13 protein-coding genes are annotated in these 17,311 nt (G+C 67.4%); 10 read left to right on the plus strand and 3 right to left on the minus strand.

Annotated elements, in window-relative coordinates; translation table 11 throughout:
* Positions 1 to 30 precede the first annotated feature (30 nt).
* The 5 genes from EJI00_RS11905 (at position 31) to priA (ending at position 8,371) form a co-directional block, all read left to right on the plus strand.
* Positions 31 to 2,250: a protein-disulfide reductase DsbD family protein gene (locus tag EJI00_RS11905; protein ID WP_409514015.1), complete on the plus strand. Its 2,220-nt coding sequence runs from the start codon at positions 31 to 33 to the stop codon at positions 2,248 to 2,250.
* A gap of 94 nt (positions 2,251 to 2,344) precedes the next feature.
* Positions 2,345 to 3,037, plus strand: a complete 693-nt coding sequence (locus tag EJI00_RS11910; protein WP_185868119.1) for a redoxin domain-containing protein — start codon at positions 2,345 to 2,347, stop codon at positions 3,035 to 3,037.
* A gap of 103 nt (positions 3,038 to 3,140) precedes the next feature.
* Complete coding sequence (locus EJI00_RS11915; RefSeq protein ID WP_126747704.1) at positions 3,141 to 4,520, plus strand: MFS transporter; 1,380 nt, start codon at positions 3,141 to 3,143, stop codon at positions 4,518 to 4,520.
* A gap of 177 nt (positions 4,521 to 4,697) precedes the next feature.
* Positions 4,698 to 5,804: a uroporphyrinogen decarboxylase gene (gene hemE, locus EJI00_RS11920; RefSeq protein ID WP_126747739.1), complete on the plus strand. Its 1,107-nt coding sequence runs from the start codon at positions 4,698 to 4,700 to the stop codon at positions 5,802 to 5,804.
* 455 nt (positions 5,805 to 6,259) lie between these two features.
* On the plus strand, positions 6,260 to 8,371 hold the full coding sequence (gene priA / locus EJI00_RS11925) for a primosomal protein N' (RefSeq protein ID WP_126747740.1): 2,112 nt from the start codon (positions 6,260 to 6,262) through the stop codon (positions 8,369 to 8,371).
* A 28-nt stretch (positions 8,372 to 8,399) separates the two neighbouring features.
* On the opposite strand, the gene EJI00_RS11930 is transcribed toward priA, so the two are convergent.
* The gene (locus tag EJI00_RS11930; protein ID WP_126747706.1) at positions 8,400 to 8,612 is read right to left on the minus strand and encodes a hypothetical protein; all 213 of its coding nucleotides are present in this window, start codon (positions 8,610 to 8,612) and stop codon (positions 8,400 to 8,402) included.
* 227 nt (positions 8,613 to 8,839) lie between these two features.
* Between EJI00_RS11930 and EJI00_RS11935 the strand changes: the two genes are divergently transcribed.
* Entirely contained in the window at positions 8,840 to 9,499 is a 660-nt protein-coding gene (locus tag EJI00_RS11935) for a hypothetical protein (RefSeq protein WP_260590695.1), read from the plus strand.
* A 40-nt stretch (positions 9,500 to 9,539) separates the two neighbouring features.
* Here EJI00_RS11935 and EJI00_RS11940 read toward each other — a convergent pair whose 3' ends face one another.
* Positions 9,540 to 10,568 carry an AEC family transporter gene (locus EJI00_RS11940; protein WP_126747708.1) on the minus strand — a complete coding sequence of 343 codons (1,029 nt, stop codon included), beginning with the start codon at positions 10,566 to 10,568 and terminating at the stop codon, positions 9,540 to 9,542.
* Positions 10,569 to 10,688: 120 nt separating this feature from the next.
* Between EJI00_RS11940 and EJI00_RS11945 the strand changes: the two genes are divergently transcribed.
* The 4 genes from EJI00_RS11945 to nadE are packed head-to-tail and all read left to right on the plus strand — an operon-like array spanning position 10,689 to position 15,313.
* On the plus strand, positions 10,689 to 12,794 hold the full coding sequence (locus EJI00_RS11945; protein WP_126747710.1) for an ATP-dependent helicase: 2,106 nt from the start codon (positions 10,689 to 10,691) through the stop codon (positions 12,792 to 12,794).
* Complete coding sequence (locus EJI00_RS11950; RefSeq protein ID WP_126747712.1) at positions 12,791 to 13,258, plus strand: hypothetical protein; 468 nt, start codon at positions 12,791 to 12,793, stop codon at positions 13,256 to 13,258. The genes EJI00_RS11945 and EJI00_RS11950 overlap by 4 nt, the downstream gene beginning before the upstream one ends.
* Positions 13,255 to 14,427 (plus strand): phospholipase A, encoded by a 1,173-nt coding sequence (locus EJI00_RS11955; RefSeq protein WP_126747714.1) that lies wholly within the window; start codon positions 13,255 to 13,257, stop codon positions 14,425 to 14,427. Before EJI00_RS11950 ends, EJI00_RS11955 begins: the two co-directional genes overlap by 4 nt.
* Before the next feature lie 34 nt (positions 14,428 to 14,461).
* Positions 14,462 to 15,313 (plus strand): ammonia-dependent NAD(+) synthetase, encoded by an 852-nt coding sequence (gene nadE / locus EJI00_RS11960; RefSeq protein ID WP_126747715.1) that lies wholly within the window; start codon positions 14,462 to 14,464, stop codon positions 15,311 to 15,313.
* A gap of 6 nt (positions 15,314 to 15,319) precedes the next feature.
* Here nadE and EJI00_RS11965 read toward each other — a convergent pair whose 3' ends face one another.
* Positions 15,320 to 17,236 carry a PAS domain S-box protein gene (locus EJI00_RS11965; RefSeq protein WP_126747716.1) on the minus strand — a complete coding sequence of 639 codons (1,917 nt, stop codon included), beginning with the start codon at positions 17,234 to 17,236 and terminating at the stop codon, positions 15,320 to 15,322.
* Between the last annotated feature and the right edge of the window lie 75 nt (positions 17,237 to 17,311).

The following is a 17,311-nucleotide window of genomic DNA, read 5'->3' on the forward strand; positions in this document are numbered from 1 at the left end:
CGCACCGCCCGCCCGCTCCGACTGATCGGCATGATCCTCTCCCGCTTTCATTTTCTAGCTACGTTTCTGGTAGCAACCGCCGCAGCCTACATGCCGGCTGCCGCGCAATTGGCCTCCAAGCCAGGTGCTGTCGTCACCACCCCCCACGTGCGCGCCGAACTGGTCGCACATGCGCCCGACGGCGTGTCCCCGGGCGCACCGGTCTGGGTCGGGCTGCAGATCACCCACCAGCCCGAGTGGCACACCTACTGGAAGAACGCCGGCGATTCCGGCTTGCCGACCGAGTTGAATTGGACACTCCCGGCGGGCGTCGCCGCCGGCGAGATCGCCTGGCCGGTGCCGAAGAAGATCCCGATCGGCAACCTGGCCAACTACGGCTACGAGGGCACAGTGCTGCTGCCGGTGCCGCTCGAGGTGTCGAGCAATTTCAAGCCGCCGCTGGCGCTGGGCACGGGCGCGTCGGGCCTGGACATCCGCCTGAAGGCCACCTGGCTGGTGTGCCGCAAGGAATGCATTCCCGAGGAAGGCGAGTTCACGCTGGCCCTGCCGCTGCAGGGCTCGACCGCGCTGCACAAGGCCGAGTTCGACGCGGCCCAGGCCGCACAGCCGCAGCCGCTCGACAAGCCGGGCACCGTGGAAGTCAGCGGCAACAACCTGCAGGTGCGGCTCGAAGGCCTGCCGGCGGCCGCGCAGGGCAAGACCCTTGGCTTCTTCCCTGAAACGCCCGAGCTGATCCGCACCGCGGCGGTCTCGGGCAAGGACTGGACGCAAAGCTGGCAGGGCGGCACCTGGACCGCCACCTTGCCGCTGGCCGACCAGCGCAGCGCCAGCCCCACGACCTTGCCGCTGGTGGTGACGCTGGCCGAAGCCGACAGGCAGCCCGGCCAGCCGGTGGCCTGGCGGACCGAGGCGCCGGTCAGCGGCACCTGGCCCACCGCCGCGCCGCGCGCCGAGGTGTCGCCCGCGCTGCAGGCCGCGCTTGCCGCCAATGCGGCAAATGCGGTTGCCGCCCCGGCGCCACCCGCGGACCTGCCGGCCCAGCCCGCCGGCACCTTTGTCGTCGCGCTGCTGGGCGCCGTGCTCGGTGGCCTGCTGCTCAACCTCATGCCCTGCGTGTTCCCCATCCTGGCCATCAAGGTGCTGGGCTTCGCGCGGCAGGCGGGCAACCGCAGCGCCCACCGCACGGCGGGCCTGGCCTACACGGGGGGCGTGATGCTCTCGTTCCTCGCGCTCGGCGGCGCCATGCTCGCCCTGCGCGCGGCGGGCGCGCAGCTTGGCTGGGGCTTCCAGTTGCAATCGCCGGCCGTGGTGGCGGCGCTGGCGGCGCTGTTCACGCTCATCGGCCTCAACCTTGCGGGCGTTTTCGAGTTCGGCCGCGCGGCACCGCTGTCGGTGTGTTCCGCCCAGGCCAAGCACCCCATTGCCAACGACTTTCTCTCGGGCGTGCTGGCGGTGGTGATCGCGTCTCCCTGCACTGCGCCGTTCATGGGCGTTTCGCTCGGCTTTGCCATCGGCCTTCCCGCCGCGCAGGCCCTGCTGCTGTTCGCGGCGCTGGGCCTCGGGCTGGCGCTGCCCTACCTGGTGGCGGGCTTCGTTCCGGCCATTGCGCGGCTGCTGCCCAAGCCCGGCCCGTGGATGAACACGCTGCGCCGGCTGCTGGCGTTTCCGATGTTCGCGACCGTGGCGTGGCTGGTGTGGGTGCTGGGGCAGCAAAGCGGCATCGACGGCGCGGGCACGCTGCTCGCCCTGCTGGTGTGCATGGCCGCCATCGTCTGGGCGCTGACGCTGCGCGGCCGCACGCGGCTGGTCATTGCCACGGTGCTGGTCGCCTTTACCGCGGTGCTCACCGCGGCCATCGGCCGCAACGTGCTGCAGACGGTGGAGCCGGCCAGGCTCGCATCAAGCACCGGCCAGCGCTGGCAGCCCTGGTCGGCCGAACGCGTGGCCGAACTCACGGGCGCGGGGCAGCCGGTGTTCATCGACTTCACGGCCGCATGGTGCGTGACCTGCCAGTACAACAAGAAGGCCACGCTCGCCGATGCCGAGGTGCTGGCCGACTTCGACGGCAAGAAGGTCGCGATGCTGCGCGCCGACTGGACGCGCCGCGACCCCGCGATTACCGCCGCCCTGACCTCGCTCGGGCGCAGCGGCGTGCCGCTGTATGTGCTGCAGGCGCCCGGCAAGCCGCCGGTCGTCCTGACCGAAATCCTGGGCAAGGACGAGGTTCGCGCAGCGCTGGCCGCGCTTTGACCCCCGGCGTGACATGGGTTGTCACATGCACTTGAGCAAAGCGCTCTAAGCTGTCGCCGTTGTTTGTTTTTTTATTCTGGAGTTCAAGCTGGCCATGTCACTTTCGCCATCGTCCGACTCGCGTTCCATTCGTGCCGCGCGCCACGCCCGCGCCGCCCTCACCCGTGCCTCGCGCCGCGCCGTCGTGGCAGCGGCCGTGGCGCTCGGCGCCACCTTCCTGATGGGCAACAACGCCTTTGCAGCGCCCGCCGTGGGCCAGCAGGCACCCGATTTCGTTGCCGTGGACACCAGCGGCGCCAAGCACAAGCTCTCCGATTTCGCCGGCAAGTTCGTGGTGCTCGAGTGGACCAACCCCGGTTGCCCCTTCGTGCGCAAGCACTACAACAGCGGCAACATGCCCGCGACGCAAAAATCGGCCACGGCCCAGGGCGTGGTCTGGCTGTCGGTCAACTCCACCGAGCGCGCGGCCAGCGACTACCTGCAGCCCGCCGCGCTCGATGCATGGATGAAGTCGCAAAAGGCCGCGCCCACCGCGGTGCTGATGGACGAGGACGGCGTGATCGGCCAGGCCTACGGTGCGCGCACCACGCCGCACATCTTCATCATCGATCCCAAGGGCGTGCTGGTGTACGCGGGCGGCATCGACAGCATTGCCTCGGCCCGGCCCGACGACATCAAGAGCGCGACCAACTACGTGAACCAGGCGCTCGGCGAAGCCTTCGGCGGCAAGCCGATCTCGGCAGCCTCGACGCGGCCGTACGGCTGCTCGGTCAAATACAAGACCTGAAGTAAAAACCGGCAATGACAGGTACCTGACCGCGGTGGTCAGGCAGCGGTCGGGAACCCCGGCCTACCCTTGGGCGAACTACTTCGCCCAAGGGGACAACGAGATGAATCCTGCGCACACCGCCGCGCAACCGGGGCCAGCCGCCCGCCCCGCTCCAGGCACCGCCGCCGCCACAGCCGCTGCTTCGACGTCCTCTTCCTCCTCTTCCTCGAAATTCGCCACCGTCCTGCGCGTGACGGGCGGCAATTTCATGGAGATGTTCGACTTCTTCCTGTTCGGCTTCTACGCCACGCAGATCTCGAAGGCCTTCTTCCCGGCAGGCGACGAGTTCGCCTCGCTGATGCTGACCTTCATGACCTTCGGCGCGGGCTTCCTGATGCGGCCGCTGGGCGCGATTTTTCTCGGCGCCTATGTCGACCGCGTGGGCCGCCGCAAGGGCCTGATCGTCACGCTCGCGCTGATGGCGCTCGGCACGCTGCTTATCGCCTGCGTGCCGGCCTACGCCACCATCGGCTTTGCAGCACCGCTGCTGGTGCTGGTCGGCCGGCTGCTGCAAGGCTTCTCGGCCGGTGTGGAACTGGGCGGCGTGTCGGTCTACCTTTCCGAAATGGCCACGCCGGGGCGCAAGGGCTTCTATGTGAGCTGGCAATCGGCCAGCCAGCAGGTCGCGATCGTCGTGGCGGCGGCGCTCGGCTACTGGCTCAACGTGACCTTCACCTCGCAGGAGATCGGCGACTTCTACTGGCGCATTCCGTTCTTCGTCGGCTGCCTGATCGTGCCGGTGCTGTTCGTCATCCGCCGTTCGCTGCAAGAGACCGAGGAGTTCATGGCGCGCAAACACCGGCCCGATGCGCGCGAAATCTTCCAGTCGATGATCGCCAACTGGGGCCTCGTGGTCGCAGGGATGATGCTGGTGTCGATGACGACGGTGTCGTTCTACCTGATCACGGTCTACACGCCCACGTTCGGCAAGTCGGTGCTGCACCTGAGCACGACCGATGCGCTCATCGTCACGCTCTGCGTGGCCATCTCCAACTTCATCTGGCTGCCGATCATGGGCGCGCTCTCCGACCGTGTGGGCCGCAAGCCGCTGTTGATCCTGTTCACGGCGCTGACCATCCTCACCGCGTACCCGTCGCTCAAGTGGCTGGTAGGTGCGCCGAGCTTCGCGCGCATGCTCGAAGTGGAGCTGTGGCTCTCGTTCCTCTACGCGAGCTACAACGGCGCGATGGTGGTGGCACTCACCGAGGTGATGCCGGTCAACGTGCGCACCGCCGGCTTTTCACTGGCCTACAGCCTTGCCACGGCGCTCTTCGGCGGTTTCACACCGGCCATCGCCACCGGCCTGATCGAGATGACGGGCGACAAGGGCGCGCCGGGTCTATGGATGACTGCCGCTGCGGTCTGCGGGCTGATGGCCACGTTGTTGCTGTATCGGCGGCAGGTGAATCCTGCGGATTCGGGGCGGGTGCCGGTGGTCTAAGTTCTGGTTCACGAGCAGCGTGCCCCGGTGCACAGGGCATCGGGTGCTCCGCGCAGCGAAATAAAGGAGGAGCCGAAGGCGGGGGACATTCGCGGAGGGGAGTACCCGGTGGCCTGGGCACACGCCCTGAACAGCAGCGCCAAGAACAACAGCGCCTCCCCCTGCGACAATCAGGACATGCCTTTCGCCCCATTGCAAAACGACACTTTCCTGCGGGCCTGCTGGCGCCAGGCCACCGACCACACCCCCGTCTGGCTCATGCGCCAGGCCGGTCGCTACCTGCCCGAGTACGTGGCCACCCGCGCCAGGGCCGGCAGCTTCATGGGGCTGGCGACCAACACAGACTACGCCACTGAAGTCACCCTGCAGCCGCTCGAACGCTATCCGCTCGATGCCGCCATTCTTTTTTCCGACATCCTCACCGTGCCCGACGCCATGGGCCTGGGCCTTTCGTTCGAGGCCGGCGAAGGCCCGCGCTTTGCACGACCCGTGCGCGACGAAGCCGCCGTTGCCGCGCTCGAAGTGCCCGACATGGCCAAGCTGCGCTATGTGTTCGATGCCGTGGCGTCGATTCGCAAAGCGCTCGACGGCCGCGTGCCCCTCATCGGTTTTTCGGGCAGCCCCTGGACGCTCGCCTGCTACATGGTCGAAGGCGCGGGCTCCAGCGACTACCGGCTCGTGAAGAGCATGCTCTACAGCCGCCCCGACCTCATGCACCGCCTGCTCGCGGTCAACGCCGACTCCGTGGCCACCTACCTCAATGCGCAGATCGACGCCGGCGCGCAGGCCGTGATGGTGTTCGACAGCTGGGGTGGCGTGCTCGCCGACGGCGCGTTCCAGGAATTCAGCCTTGCCTACACCGCGCGCGTGCTGGCCGGCCTGAAGCGCAATGGCGCCGATGGGCAGCCCGTGCCGCGCATCGTGTTCACCAAGGGCGGCGGCTTGTGGCTCGAAGCCATGCGCGAACTCGACTGCGAAGTGCTCGGCGTCGACTGGACCGTGAACCTTGCGGCCGCGCGCCGCCTGGTCGGTGAAGGCAATGACGACAAGGCCAAGGCCCTGCAAGGCAACATCGACCCCAACGTGCTGTTCGCGCCCCCCGCGCAGATCGAGGCCGAGGTTGCCAAGGTGCTCAAAGCTTTCGGCAAGCCGCACGCCGGCTCGGCCAAGGGGTCGACCCACATCTTCAACCTGGGCCACGGCATCAGCCAGTTCACGCCGCCCGACCACGTGGCGGCGCTGGTGCAGGCGGTGCATGCGCAATCCCGTGCCTTGCGCGGTTGAAAAATCGTGACGCGGCTGCGGGCACGCGTTGGTGAACTGGTTTTCCCGGAAAAGCAGTTTGCAGCCGTTTGTCAAGCGCAAAAACGGTGTAGGAAGCCCGACTTATGCACAAAACACGTGCTGCACTGCGCAAGATTATCTGAGGCAGGCCGCTCTTTGCTCCTAAACAAGTAGCGCGCGTAAGTAGTTGATTTATATAGGATTTGATTTTTGCTTTTTTTGAGGGCAATCCAGTCAGACGCTTGATTTTCAAGGCTCCGCAGCGTGTCGAGCCCTGTTGTCAACAAAGTTATCCACAGAATCTCTGGATGAGCTTCAAAGCACAGGAAAATCAACGACTTAAGCGATTTTGCTCAAAGTCGCATTAACAAACCTTGCCAACAGGGACGCCCATTTCCACCGCCCGCAGCCCCGCCCCGGAAAAGGACGCAGCGCCGGCCAGCACGCCCGCCGCGATGGCCTGGCGGCTCGACATCGCCGTCCAAACGCCGGCGCATGCCGCATTGGGCGACCTGTTGAGCTATGCCAGCGCGGCGCCGCTCGCGCCCGGCACGCTGGTGCGGGTGCCGCTGGGCCGGCGCGAGGTGCTGGGCGTGGTCTGGAACGACCCCAGCTCGCTGGAGGGTGCCGAGCCCGACATGGCGCTCAAGCCCGTGGGCGCGGCGCTCGATGCGCTCGCGCCGCTGGGCGAAGCCTGGCGCGACCTCGTGGCCTTTGCCGCGCGCTACTACCAGCGCTCGATCGGCGAAATCGCGTTGGCAGCCCTGCCGCCGCAATTGCGCGACCTGAGCACCACGCAGCTGGCGCGGCGGCTCAAGCGCAAGACGACGACCGGGCCCGTCGCCGAAACGGCCGAAGCCGCCAACCTGATCGCGCTGAGCCCGGAGCAGACGGCCGCCCTGGCCCGCATCGAAGCTGAAACAGGCACTTTCCTGCTGGTCGGCAGCACCGGCAGCGGCAAGACCGAGGTCTACCTGCGCTGCGTGGCCGACCTGCTCGCAGGCGATGCCGGCGCGCAGGCGCTGGTGATGGTGCCCGAAATCAACCTCACGCCGCAGCTCGAAGTGCGCTTCAAGGCACGCTTCGGCGACGACGCGGTGGTGTCGCTGCACAGCGGCATGACCAATCCGCAGCGGCTCGCAAGCTGGCTCGCGGCGCACAGCGGGGCCGCGCGCATCGTGCTGGGCACGCGCATGGCGGTGTTCGCGTCGATGCCGGGGCTGAAGCTCATCGTGGTCGACGAAGAGCACGACCCCAGCTACAAGCAGCAGGAAGGCGCGCGGTATTCGGCGCGCGACCTCGCCGTGTGGCGCGGCCAGCGCGAGGGCGCGAAAGTCATCCTCGGCTCGGCCACGCCCTCGCTCGAAAGCTGGCACCAGAGCCGCCCCGCCGAGGGCGAAGACCCCGGCGGCCGCTATGTGCGGCTCGCAATGCCGTCACGTATCGGCGCGGGCGAGCTGCCCGCGGTGCGGCTGGTCGACATGAACCTGCAGCCGCCGAAAACGGTGCTCTCGGGCGCGCTGCTCGACGCCATCGGCCAGCGCATCGCTCGCGGCGAGCAAAGCATGGTGTTTTTGAACCGCCGCGGCTATGCGCCGGTGCTGGCCTGCGCCGATTGCGGCTGGAAGAGCGAATGCCCGCATTGCAGCGCCTACCGCGTGTTCCACAAGATCGACCGCACGCTGCGCTGCCACCACTGCAGCTTTACCGAGCGCGTGCCGCGCGCCTGCCCTTCTTGCGGCAACCCCGACATCGCGCCCGTGGGCCGCGGCACCGAGCGGCTCGAAGAGCATCTGGCCGAACTGTTCGCCGGCGTGACGCGGCCCGGCGGCAGTGCGGTGCCTGAACCCGTGAGGATTGCGCGCATCGACGCCGACAGCACCAAGAAGCAGGGCGCGCTCGAATCGCAGCTCGCGGCCGTGCATTCGGGCGAGGTCGACGTGCTGGTCGGCACGCAGATGATCGCCAAGGGGCACGACTTCCGGCGCATCACGCTGGTGGCGGCCGTGAACCCCGACGGCGCACTGTTCTCCAGCGACTTTCGCGCGCCCGAGCGGCTGTTCAGCCTGTTGATGCAATCGGCGGGCCGCGCGGGCCGCGACGCGGCGTACCTCGCGGCGCAAGGCGCCACCGCCGAGATGTGGATTCAGACGCACCATGCGCAGCATCCGCTCTTTGCCGCGCTGCGCAAGCACGACTACGCCGCCTTCGCGCGACAGCAGCTCGAGGAGCGCGCCGCCGCCGGCATGCCGCCCTTTGCATTCCAGGCACTGCTGCGGGCCGATGCGCGCACGCAGGAGGCCGCGCAGGCCTTTCTGAATGCAGCCAGCGCCGCGGCCGATGCGCTCGAGGGCGCCGACCGCGTCGTGCGCTATCCCGCGGTGCCGCTGGCCATTCAGCGCGTGGCCAATGTGGAGCGGGCGCAGATGCTGATCGAAAGCCCTTCCCGCACCGCACTGCAGCGCCTGCTGGCAGCCTGGCAGCCGCTGCTGCACGCGTTGCGGCGCACGCCCGAAGGCAAGGGCGTGATCCGCTGGCTGGTCGACGTCGACCCGCACAGCATTTGAGGCGGCCTCGTAAAGAGGCCGGCCTTTGTCAGTGGTGCAAGCCCGCGGGCTCCTTGCCCATATCGACGTAGCGCAACTCGCTGCTGCGCCGCCGCGCGATGCTTGCGGGCCATGCGAACACCACCAGGCTCAAGGCGCCCAACGCGAGTGACGTGGCGGTGCCGAGCATGCCGGCATGCCACAACCAGCCCACGCTGGCGACCCAGGCCAGCCACAGCAGGATACGAACAAGTATTGCCATAGTGCCCCCGTTCATACTTTGATTTACAAACACTTTAGCAGTTCTTTTGCAAACACAAGTATTCATCTGAAGTGATACCGATAGCTATGCCTTATGGCCGGCGTGCGGGGACGGAAATAATCTGAAAAATCGGTTGACGACTTGCCCGCACGCTATTCAAGCTGTTACCGCGCGAGCCTGGTCCGGCCCCGCGCATCAAGCAAGAACGCTGGTCGCCAGGGGTTGCCGTGAAACTGCCTTCATTTTTCGGTTGGGCTCTTTTTTGCGCATGCCTCGCATGCTCGGCGGCCGAACTCGAACTGCAGGGCAGCCGGCTGGTGGTGTCGGGCATGCTCGATGGCACCGCGATCAAGACCTTCACCGAACACCTGGGCAAAGGCACCGTGCGCACGGTGGTGTTCGAGGATTCGTTCGGCGGTACCGCCGAAGCAGCCGGCGCCTTTGCCGATGCCATTCGTGCGAGCGGCGTGGAAACCGAAATCCGCGGCCAATGCATGGCCGCCTGCGCCTACGCTTTTCTGGCCGGCAAGACGCATCGCTTCGGCGACGGCTTTCAGGTCAACGGCGTGCTGCTGCCCGTGGCCGCCAGGCCCACGGCCTCCGAATTGGCGGTGCGCTGGCGCACCGGCGAAACCCGCAAGACGCCGACCGAATTCTCGCCCGCCGCCGTCACCGCTTCGACCGGCCCCGCCACGACGGAGGTCAGCGCCGGGCCGGCCAAGGACAACTGGCAGCCTGATCACGGGGTGCTCTTCACGGCCAGCCCCACACTCTTCGGCCGCATCTACAACACGTTTTATTGCGACGGCACCCAGGGCCGCGATTTCTCGAAATGCGAGCGCCTCTCGGACGCCGACCCGTTCAAGCTCGGCGTGCTGACGCCCTGATGCCCTGATGCACGCTGGCCGCGCCATGTAGCGCACCGGCTCAGCGCAGCAGGCCCACCGCCAACGGAAAGCTGAAGAACGTCGCCACCGTCGTCCACAGGATGATGCGTGCGATGCGGCCGTTGTCGGCGCCGAAGCGCTCGGCCAGCATTGCCACGTTGCTGGCGCTCGGCAGCGCCGCCACCAGCACGATCACCATCAGCGCCGAAGAAGAGAGCGGCAGCCCGAGCGCGATGGCGCCCTGCCCCAGCGCCCACACCAGCAGCGGATGCACGAGCAGCTTGGCGCCCACCACCGGCAGCACGTCGGCCAGCGGCGCCTTGCGCGCAATCTCCGACTTCACACCCATGGCCGCCGCCACCGCCGCGCTGGCGCCATGCTCGCGCGCAAGCAGCGCCGAGCGCGCCAGCACCGCGCCAATGGTGAAGAGCGCCACTGGCGAAGCCGCATCGGCCAGCATGGCCACGGTGCGCTCCACGGGGCCCGGCAAACGCCAGCGCGCGGCCGACAGCAGCACGCCCAGCAGAATCGACCACGGCATCGGGTTGACCAGCACGCCGCGCAGCGCCTGGCGTGCCGCCTGCCGCGGACCATGGTGCGGCGCACCCGCGCCCCCGCCGGCGCCGTCGAGGCGTGACAGGGCAATGCACAGCGACGAGGTCACGACCAGATCGAACGCGATGGTGATGATCATCGGCCCCGCCGCCTGGGCGCCCAGCAGCGCCACCAGGAGCGGCACGCCCATGAAGCCGGTGTTCGGAAAGGCGGCCACCAGCGCGCCGAAGGCACCGTCGTTCCAGCCGATGCGCTGGTTGCGGGTGAAGACGACCGTGCCCGCCACCACGGCCAGCGCGCTCACGCCCCAGACCAGTGCGACGCTGCCGTCGAGCAACTGCCCGATCGGCGTGCCGGCACCAAATCGCAACAACATGCAAGGCAACGCGAAATACAACACGAAGGTGTTGAGGCCGGGAATCGCGCCGAGCGGCAGGACGCGGGCGCGCGCGGCGCCATAGCCCGCCGCGATCAACGCGAAGAAGGGAAAAGTTACGAGAAATACAGGCAGCACAGCCAGATTGTCGTTGCGTCCCGCATCGTGAACTCTGGAGGGGTCCCGGACAGGCTGCGCCCCGTATCATTGCGCGCTTTGCGCCTGCCGTTCCTCCGCGGCCTTCCCTCCCCACTCCCCATGTCTTCCGGTCTCAATCTCGCGCAACAAGAAGCCGTCAATTACCTGCACGGCCCGTGCCTCGTGCTCGCAGGCGCGGGCTCGGGCAAGACGCGCGTCATCACGCACAAGATCGGCCGGCTCATCCAGGCCGGACTGGAGCCCAAGCGCATCGCAGCCATCACCTTCACGAACAAGGCCGCCAGCGAAATGCGCGAGCGCGCCAAGGGCCTGATCGGACGCGACGCGCGGCATGTGGTGATCTGCACCTTTCACGCGCTGGGCGTGCGCATGATGCGCGAAGACGGCGCCGTGCTGGGCCTGAAGCCCGCCTTCAGCATTCTCGACAGCGACGATGTCACGAAGATTCTGAAGGACGCCGGCGGCACCACCGATACGGCCACCGCGCGCATCTGGCAGTGGACCATCAGCAAGTGGAAGAACATGGGCCTGAACGCTGCACAGGCCGAGGCCGCCGCGGTGGACGACAACGAGCGCATCACCGCGCGCATCATGGCGCGCTACGAAGAACGGCTCACGGCCTACCAGAGCGTCGACTTCGACGATCTCATCGGTATGCCGCTCAAGCTGCTGCGTGACTTCGACGAGGTGCGCGCCAAGTGGCAGACCACGCTGGGCCACATCCTGGTGGACGAATACCAGGACACCAACGCCACCCAATATGAAGTGCTGAAGGCACTGGCCGGCGAGCGCGGCCGCTTCACCGCGGTGGGCGACGACGACCAGTCGATCTACGGCTGGCGCGGCGCCACGCTGGACAACCTGCGCAAGCTGCCGGTCGACTACCCGACCCTGAAGGTGATCAAGCTCGAGCAGAACTACCGCTCCACCAGCGCGATTCTGCGGGCGGCCAACAACGTGATCGGCCCCAACCCCAAGCTGTTTCCGAAGACGCTGTTCTCCGAGCTGGGCGAAGGCGAGCCGGTGCGCATCGTCGATGCCGACTCCGAGGCGCACGAGGCCGAACGCGCGGTGGCGCGCATCGTCAGCCTGCGCGCGGGCGATGCCATTACCCAGGGGAAGCAGTACAAGGAGTTCCGCGACTTCGCCATTCTTTACCGCGCCAATCACCAGGCGCGTGTGTTCGAGCAGGCGCTGCGCAAGGCGCAGATTCCGTACAAGGTGTCTGGCGGCCAGAGCTTCTTCGACCGCGCCGAAATCAAGGATTTGTGCGGCTGGTTCCGCCTGTGGGTCAACAACGACGACGACCCGGCGTTCCTGCGCGCCATCACCACGCCCAAGCGCGGCATCGGCCACACCACGCTCGCGAGCCTCGGCACCTTTGCCAGCCAGTACAAGCTGAGCCTGTTCGAGGCGCTCTTCAGCCCGTCGCTGCCGAGCGTGATGCCCAAGCGCACGCTCGAGGGCATCCACGAGTTCGGCCGCTACATCAACGACCTCGAATACCGCGCGCGCCGCACCATGGGCGCGGAAGATTCGCGCACCTTCATGCTCGACTGGCTGAAGGAGATCGACTACGAGAAGCATCTCTACGACGGCGAAGACAGCGAGCAGGCCGCGGCCGCGCGCTGGACCAACGTGCTGGAGTTCGTCGACTGGATGTCGCAGCGCGCCGGTGGCGTGATCGACGATGCCTCGGGCGCCGACAACAACATCGAGAGCGAGCGCAAGAGCCTGCTCGAGGTGGCGCAGACCATCTCGCTGCTCTCGACCATCAGCGAGCGCGAGCAGGACCAGAACGTGGTCACGCTCTCGACGCTGCATGCTTCCAAGGGCCTCGAATGGCCGCACGTCATGCTGATCGGCGTGACCGAGGGCCTGCTGCCTTTCAAGCTCGAAGACGACAACGGCCGCCAGCTCAAGGTGAGCGACGAGACGCTGCAGCGGCTGCAGGAAGAGCGCCGCCTCATGTATGTGGGCATTACGCGCGCGCAGCGCAGCCTGGCGGTGAGCTGGACCAAGAAGCGCAAGCAGGGCCGCGAGATGGTGCCCTGCGTGCCGAGCCGCTTCATTGCCGAGATGGGCCTGGACAAGACCACCACCCGCGAAGACCCGCGCGAAAAGCTCAAGGCGCTGCGCGCCGAGTTCGCGCGCAAGGCGCAGGACAATGCGGCGGCTGCAGCGGCGGCCGCCTCCGCGTCATGAGCGCGCGGGCTCTTCTCTTCCTTTCGCTGGCCGCGCTCTGCACGGCATGCGCCGGCCCCGCGGCCCGGAACACCGCCCAGCCCGGGTGCCCCGCCACCGCGAAGGATCTGCCGGTTGAAGCGCTGTATGGCAACTGGCAGGCGCGCTTCGACGGCCTGCCGGCCACGGCCTCGGTCGTGCTCGGCAAGCACCCCGAATACGCGGGCGTGCGCGGCACCATCACGCGCGCGGCCGCCGCGCCCTCGGCGAGCGCATCGGTCGCGCAGCTCGCAGGCGACATCGACGACGAGGGCGAGCTCGCCATCGACGAGTCGCTCGACGGACGCAGCATCAGCGGCGTGTGGTCGGGCACGCTGCAGCCGGCCTCCTGCGGCCGCGAGTTCAGGGGCACGTGGCGCAACGCCGCCGACGAAACCACACATCCCTTCACTCTGAAAAAGACGGAACGGACCGCAGACAAATGAACCCACTCCATCTACGCACCACCCTTGCCGCAAGCCTGCTGGCGCCCGGCCTCTTTGCGTCGTCTCTGGCCAGCGCACAAGCGGTGGAAAAGCCTTCCAGCCCGCTGGCCGATGCCCAGCTGACCTGGCAGCAGTGCGCCGCGCTGGGCAACAGCAACGAAGCTCGGCTGGCCTGCTTCGACCGCTGGGCGCAGCAGCAGACGCTGCCTTCGGTGTCGGTGCCCGTGGCGCCGCCGGTGCTGGCAAGCACGCAGCCGGCGCCGCCGGTGGACGGCTCGATGCCGGCCACCCGCGTGGTGTCGGTCGCCACCAGCGAGGGCTGCCGCGACAGGCAGTATTCGGCGCTCTCGCGCTTCTGGGAACTGGAGAACGGCAGCGACTGCGGCACCTTCGTGTTCCGCGGCTACCGGCCGCTGAACGTGTCGGCCTCGGCCGCCACCAGCAAGCCCGACACGCCCACGTCGCCGGCCGAGGGCCACACCGCCTCGCCGGTGGACTACCAGGCCAATGAAATGCGCATCGGCCTTTCGGTGCGTACCAAGATCGCGCAGGGCCTGCTCACGCAGAGCGACCCGATCAAGAAAGACTCGCTCTGGTTTGCGTATTCGCAGCAGTCGACCTGGCAGCTGTTCAACGGCTCGATCTCGCGGCCGTTCCGCACCACCGACCACGAGCCCGAGATGATGTACGTCTACCCGCTCGACTTCAGGCTGCCCGGCGGCTGGCGCTGGCGCTATGCCGGCGTGGGCTTGGTGCACCAGTCGAACGGCCAGAGCCTGCCCCTGTCGCGCAGCTGGAACCGCGTCTACCTGATGGGCGGCGCCGAGCTCGACGACCGCTTCAGCATCACCGGGCGCGTCTGGCAGCGGCTGTCGGAAAGCGCGGCGAAGGACGACAACCCCGACATCTCCAGCTACATTGGCCGCGCCGAGGTTACCGGCCGCTGGAACTTCAACCGCGACAACACCCTGGCTCTCACCGTGCGCAACAACCTGCGCGACAGCGGACGCGGCTCGGTGCGGCTCGAGTGGCTGAAGGCCATTGGCGACCCGACCACCAGCAACCTGCGCTTCCACACGCAGCTGTTCCACGGCTACGGCGACACGCTGGTGGACTACAACCGGAAGCGCACCGTGCTGAGCATCGGCCTCAGCCTCGTGGACTTTTAATTCGCTCCGATGAATGCACAGAAAGGTTCGTGCCATGAATGCTGATGAACTTGCCCCCGTGGACGCCTTGCAGCGCGAAATCATTGCCGCGCTGCACGTGGCGCCGGTGTTCGACGCCGCACACGAAGTCGAGCGGCGCATCGGCTTCCTGGCCGGCTACCTGCGCGGCACCGGCTTGAAGGCGCTGGTGCTGGGCATCAGCGGCGGTGTCGATTCGCTGACCGCCGGCTGCCTTGCGCAGCGTGCGGTGGAGCGGCTGCGCGCCGAAGGCCGGGAAGCCACCTTCATTGCGATGCGGCTGCCCTACGGCGTGCAGAAGGACGAGGCCGAGGCGCAGCGCTCGCTGGAGGTGATCAAGCCCGACCGCACCCTCACCGTCGACATCCGGCCCGCGGCGGACGGCATGCTCGCGGCGCTCAAGGCCGGCAATCTTGTGTTCCGCGATGCGGCGCATGAAGACTTCGTGCTCGGCAACATCAAGGCGCGCCAGCGCATGATTGCGCAGTTCGCGGTGGCCGGCGCGCACGACGGCATCGTCATCGGCACCGACCATGCGGCCGAGGCATTGATGGGCTTCTTCACCAAGTTCGGCGATGGCGCGGCCGACGTGACGCCGCTCACCGGCCTCAACAAGCGGCGCGTGCGCGCGCTGGCGCAGCAGCTCGGCGCGCCCGACGCGCTGGTGTTCAAGGTGCCGACGGCCGACCTCGAATCGCTGGTGCCGCAAAAGCCCGACGAGGATGCGTTCGGCGTCAGCTACGAGCAGATCGACGATTTCCTCGAGGGCAAGCCGGTGTCCGCGGCGGCACGCGAGATCATTCTTGCAACGCACCGCAAGAGCGCCCACAAGAGGGCGCTGCCGGTGGAGCCGCCGCTCCCCGCCTAGCCCTGCCTAGGCGCGGGGCGACTCGAGGAGTTGCTCGAGCAGCGCGGTCAGCTTGTCGACGTCCACCGGCTTCGTCAGGTGCGCTCGAAAGCCCGCCTCGAGGCTGGTGTCCCGGTCGCTGGCCTGGCCGTAGCCGGTAATGGCGATCAGCGGCGGCGGGTTGATCATCTCGGCCCGCAACCGCTTGGCGACTTCATGTCCGTTCAGGTCGGGCAGGCCGATGTCCAGCAGCACCACGTCCGGGTCTTGCGCCTTCACCGCCTCGATGGCCGACAGGCCGCCATGCGCGACGCTGGACTTGTAGCCTAGCGCCTCCAGCAGCAGCGCCATGGTTTCGGCCGCGTCCACGTTGTCGTCCACCACCAGCACGCGCTGCTCGCCCACGGGCCGCGGCTCCGCCTCCAGCGTGGCAATCGGCGGTTGGGTGGTCTGGAACTGCACCACGAATTCGCTGCCTTCACCCGGCCGGCCGGTGCTGAACGCACTCACCCGGCCGCCGTGCAGCGTCGTCAGCTGCTGCACGAGGCTGAGCCCCAGGCCCAGGCCACCCTGCGTTCTTGCCATGTTCTGCTCACCCTGCACGAACAGGTCGAAGATCCGCTGCAGATCCTTGGGCGGTATCCCGGGTCCGTCGTCGCGCACGCTGATGTCGGCGTCCTCGCCAACTTGCGACAGCGACACATGGACGTTGCCGCTGTTGTGGGTGAACTTCGCGGCGTTGTGGATCAGATTGCTGACGATCTGGATGACGCGTGCGCTGTCTCCGGAAATCCAGGGGTCCGCCTCCTGGAAATGCAGGTGCAGCGTCTGCGACTTGCTTTCGATCAACGGCCGCACCGCCTCGGCAGCCTCGGCGATGGCGTCGCGCAGGCGGACCGGCTTGCTCTCGAGGTGGATCTTTCCGCTCGTGATGCGGCCCACATCGAGCAGGTCGTCCACCAACCTGGTCATCTGCTTGAGTTGCCGGCCGATGATGTCGCGGGTATGGGCGATGACCGCCGATTCCGCTTTTTCCCGCTTGAAGAGTTCGAGCGCGTTGGAAATCGGCGCCAGCGGATTGCGCAGTTCGTGCCCGAGCATCGCAAGAAAGTTCGTGACGCGGCGCCCTTCGTCTTCCAGCGCGGTCACGCGGCGCCGCTCGGTCAGGTCGCGCGTGACCTTGGCAAAGCCCCGATGCCGCCCGGTCGCGTCGTGCAGCGCGGTAATGACCACGCTGGCCCAGAACCGACTGCCGTCCTTGCGGATGCGCCAGCCTTCGTCCTCGAAGCGTCCGTCGCGCAGTGCGTTGCGCAGTTCCTCCTCGGGCCAGCCGGTCGCGGCCACCTCGGGCGGATAGAACACCGAGAAGTGCTGCCCGATGATTTCCGAGGCCTCGTAGCCCTTGTTCTTTTGCGCGCCGAGATTCCAGCTCACGATGTGGCCGCCGGGGTCGAGCATGAAGATCGCATAGTCCTTCACGCCCTCGACCAGCAGCCGGAAGCGCTCCTCGCTCATGCGCAGCATCTCGTCCTGGCGGCGGCGTTCGCTGAGATCCCTCGTGATCATCGAGAAGCCGCGCACGTCCCCGTTGTTGCCGGTCATCCGCGTGATGACCACGCTGGCCCAGAAGCGCGTGCCGTCCTTGCGCAGGCGCCAGCCTTCTTCTTCCATGTGGCCGGCCTGGCGCACGGTTTCCAGCGCTCGGTCGGGCTGGTTCTGCTCCAGCAGTTCGCTCGGATAGAAAAGCGAGAAGTGTCGCCCGATCGCTTCCGCGGCGGCATATCCCTTGAGCTTTTGCGCCCCGTCATTCCAGCTGATGACGATGCCGCCGGGGTCCAGCACGACGATGGAATAGTCCGAAACCGCCTCGACCATCAGCCGGAAATCGGCGTCGGCCAGAGTGCGTTGATTCAGAGGTGCACTCCCACCGCCGTCATCTGCCATTGCTCTTCTTCCTCCAGTGGCCGCGCATCGGTGCAGCGGCATGCGGACTCTCGCTTTTTTCTCGGCTGGTGCCGA

The organism is Variovorax sp. DXTD-1 (genome assembly GCF_003984625.1).
In the GTDB taxonomy this organism is placed as follows: domain Bacteria; phylum Pseudomonadota; class Gammaproteobacteria; order Burkholderiales; family Burkholderiaceae_C; genus Variovorax.

Excerpts from the sequence above, each read along its gene's own strand:
- EJI00_RS11905 (WP_409514015.1), top strand. The coding sequence starts at position 31 with ATGATCCTCTCCCGCTTTCATTTTCTAGCTACGTTTCTGGTAGCAACC.
- EJI00_RS11910 (WP_185868119.1), top strand. The coding sequence starts at position 2,345 with ATGTCACTTTCGCCATCGTCCGACTCGCGTTCCATTCGTGCCGCGCGC.
- EJI00_RS11915 (WP_126747704.1), top strand. The coding sequence starts at position 3,141 with ATGAATCCTGCGCACACCGCCGCGCAACCGGGGCCAGCCGCCCGCCCC.
- hemE (WP_126747739.1), top strand. The coding sequence starts at position 4,698 with ATGCCTTTCGCCCCATTGCAAAACGACACTTTCCTGCGGGCCTGCTGG.
- priA (WP_126747740.1), top strand. The coding sequence starts at position 6,260 with ATGGCCTGGCGGCTCGACATCGCCGTCCAAACGCCGGCGCATGCCGCA.
- EJI00_RS11930 (WP_126747706.1), bottom strand. The coding sequence starts at position 8,612 with ATGGCAATACTTGTTCGTATCCTGCTGTGGCTGGCCTGGGTCGCCAGC.
- EJI00_RS11945 (WP_126747710.1), top strand. The coding sequence starts at position 10,689 with ATGTCTTCCGGTCTCAATCTCGCGCAACAAGAAGCCGTCAATTACCTG.
- EJI00_RS11950 (WP_126747712.1), top strand. The coding sequence starts at position 12,791 with ATGAGCGCGCGGGCTCTTCTCTTCCTTTCGCTGGCCGCGCTCTGCACG.
- EJI00_RS11955 (WP_126747714.1), top strand. The coding sequence starts at position 13,255 with ATGAACCCACTCCATCTACGCACCACCCTTGCCGCAAGCCTGCTGGCG.
- nadE (WP_126747715.1), top strand. The coding sequence starts at position 14,462 with ATGAATGCTGATGAACTTGCCCCCGTGGACGCCTTGCAGCGCGAAATC.
- EJI00_RS11965 (WP_126747716.1), bottom strand. The coding sequence starts at position 17,236 with ATGGCAGATGACGGCGGTGGGAGTGCACCTCTGAATCAACGCACTCTG.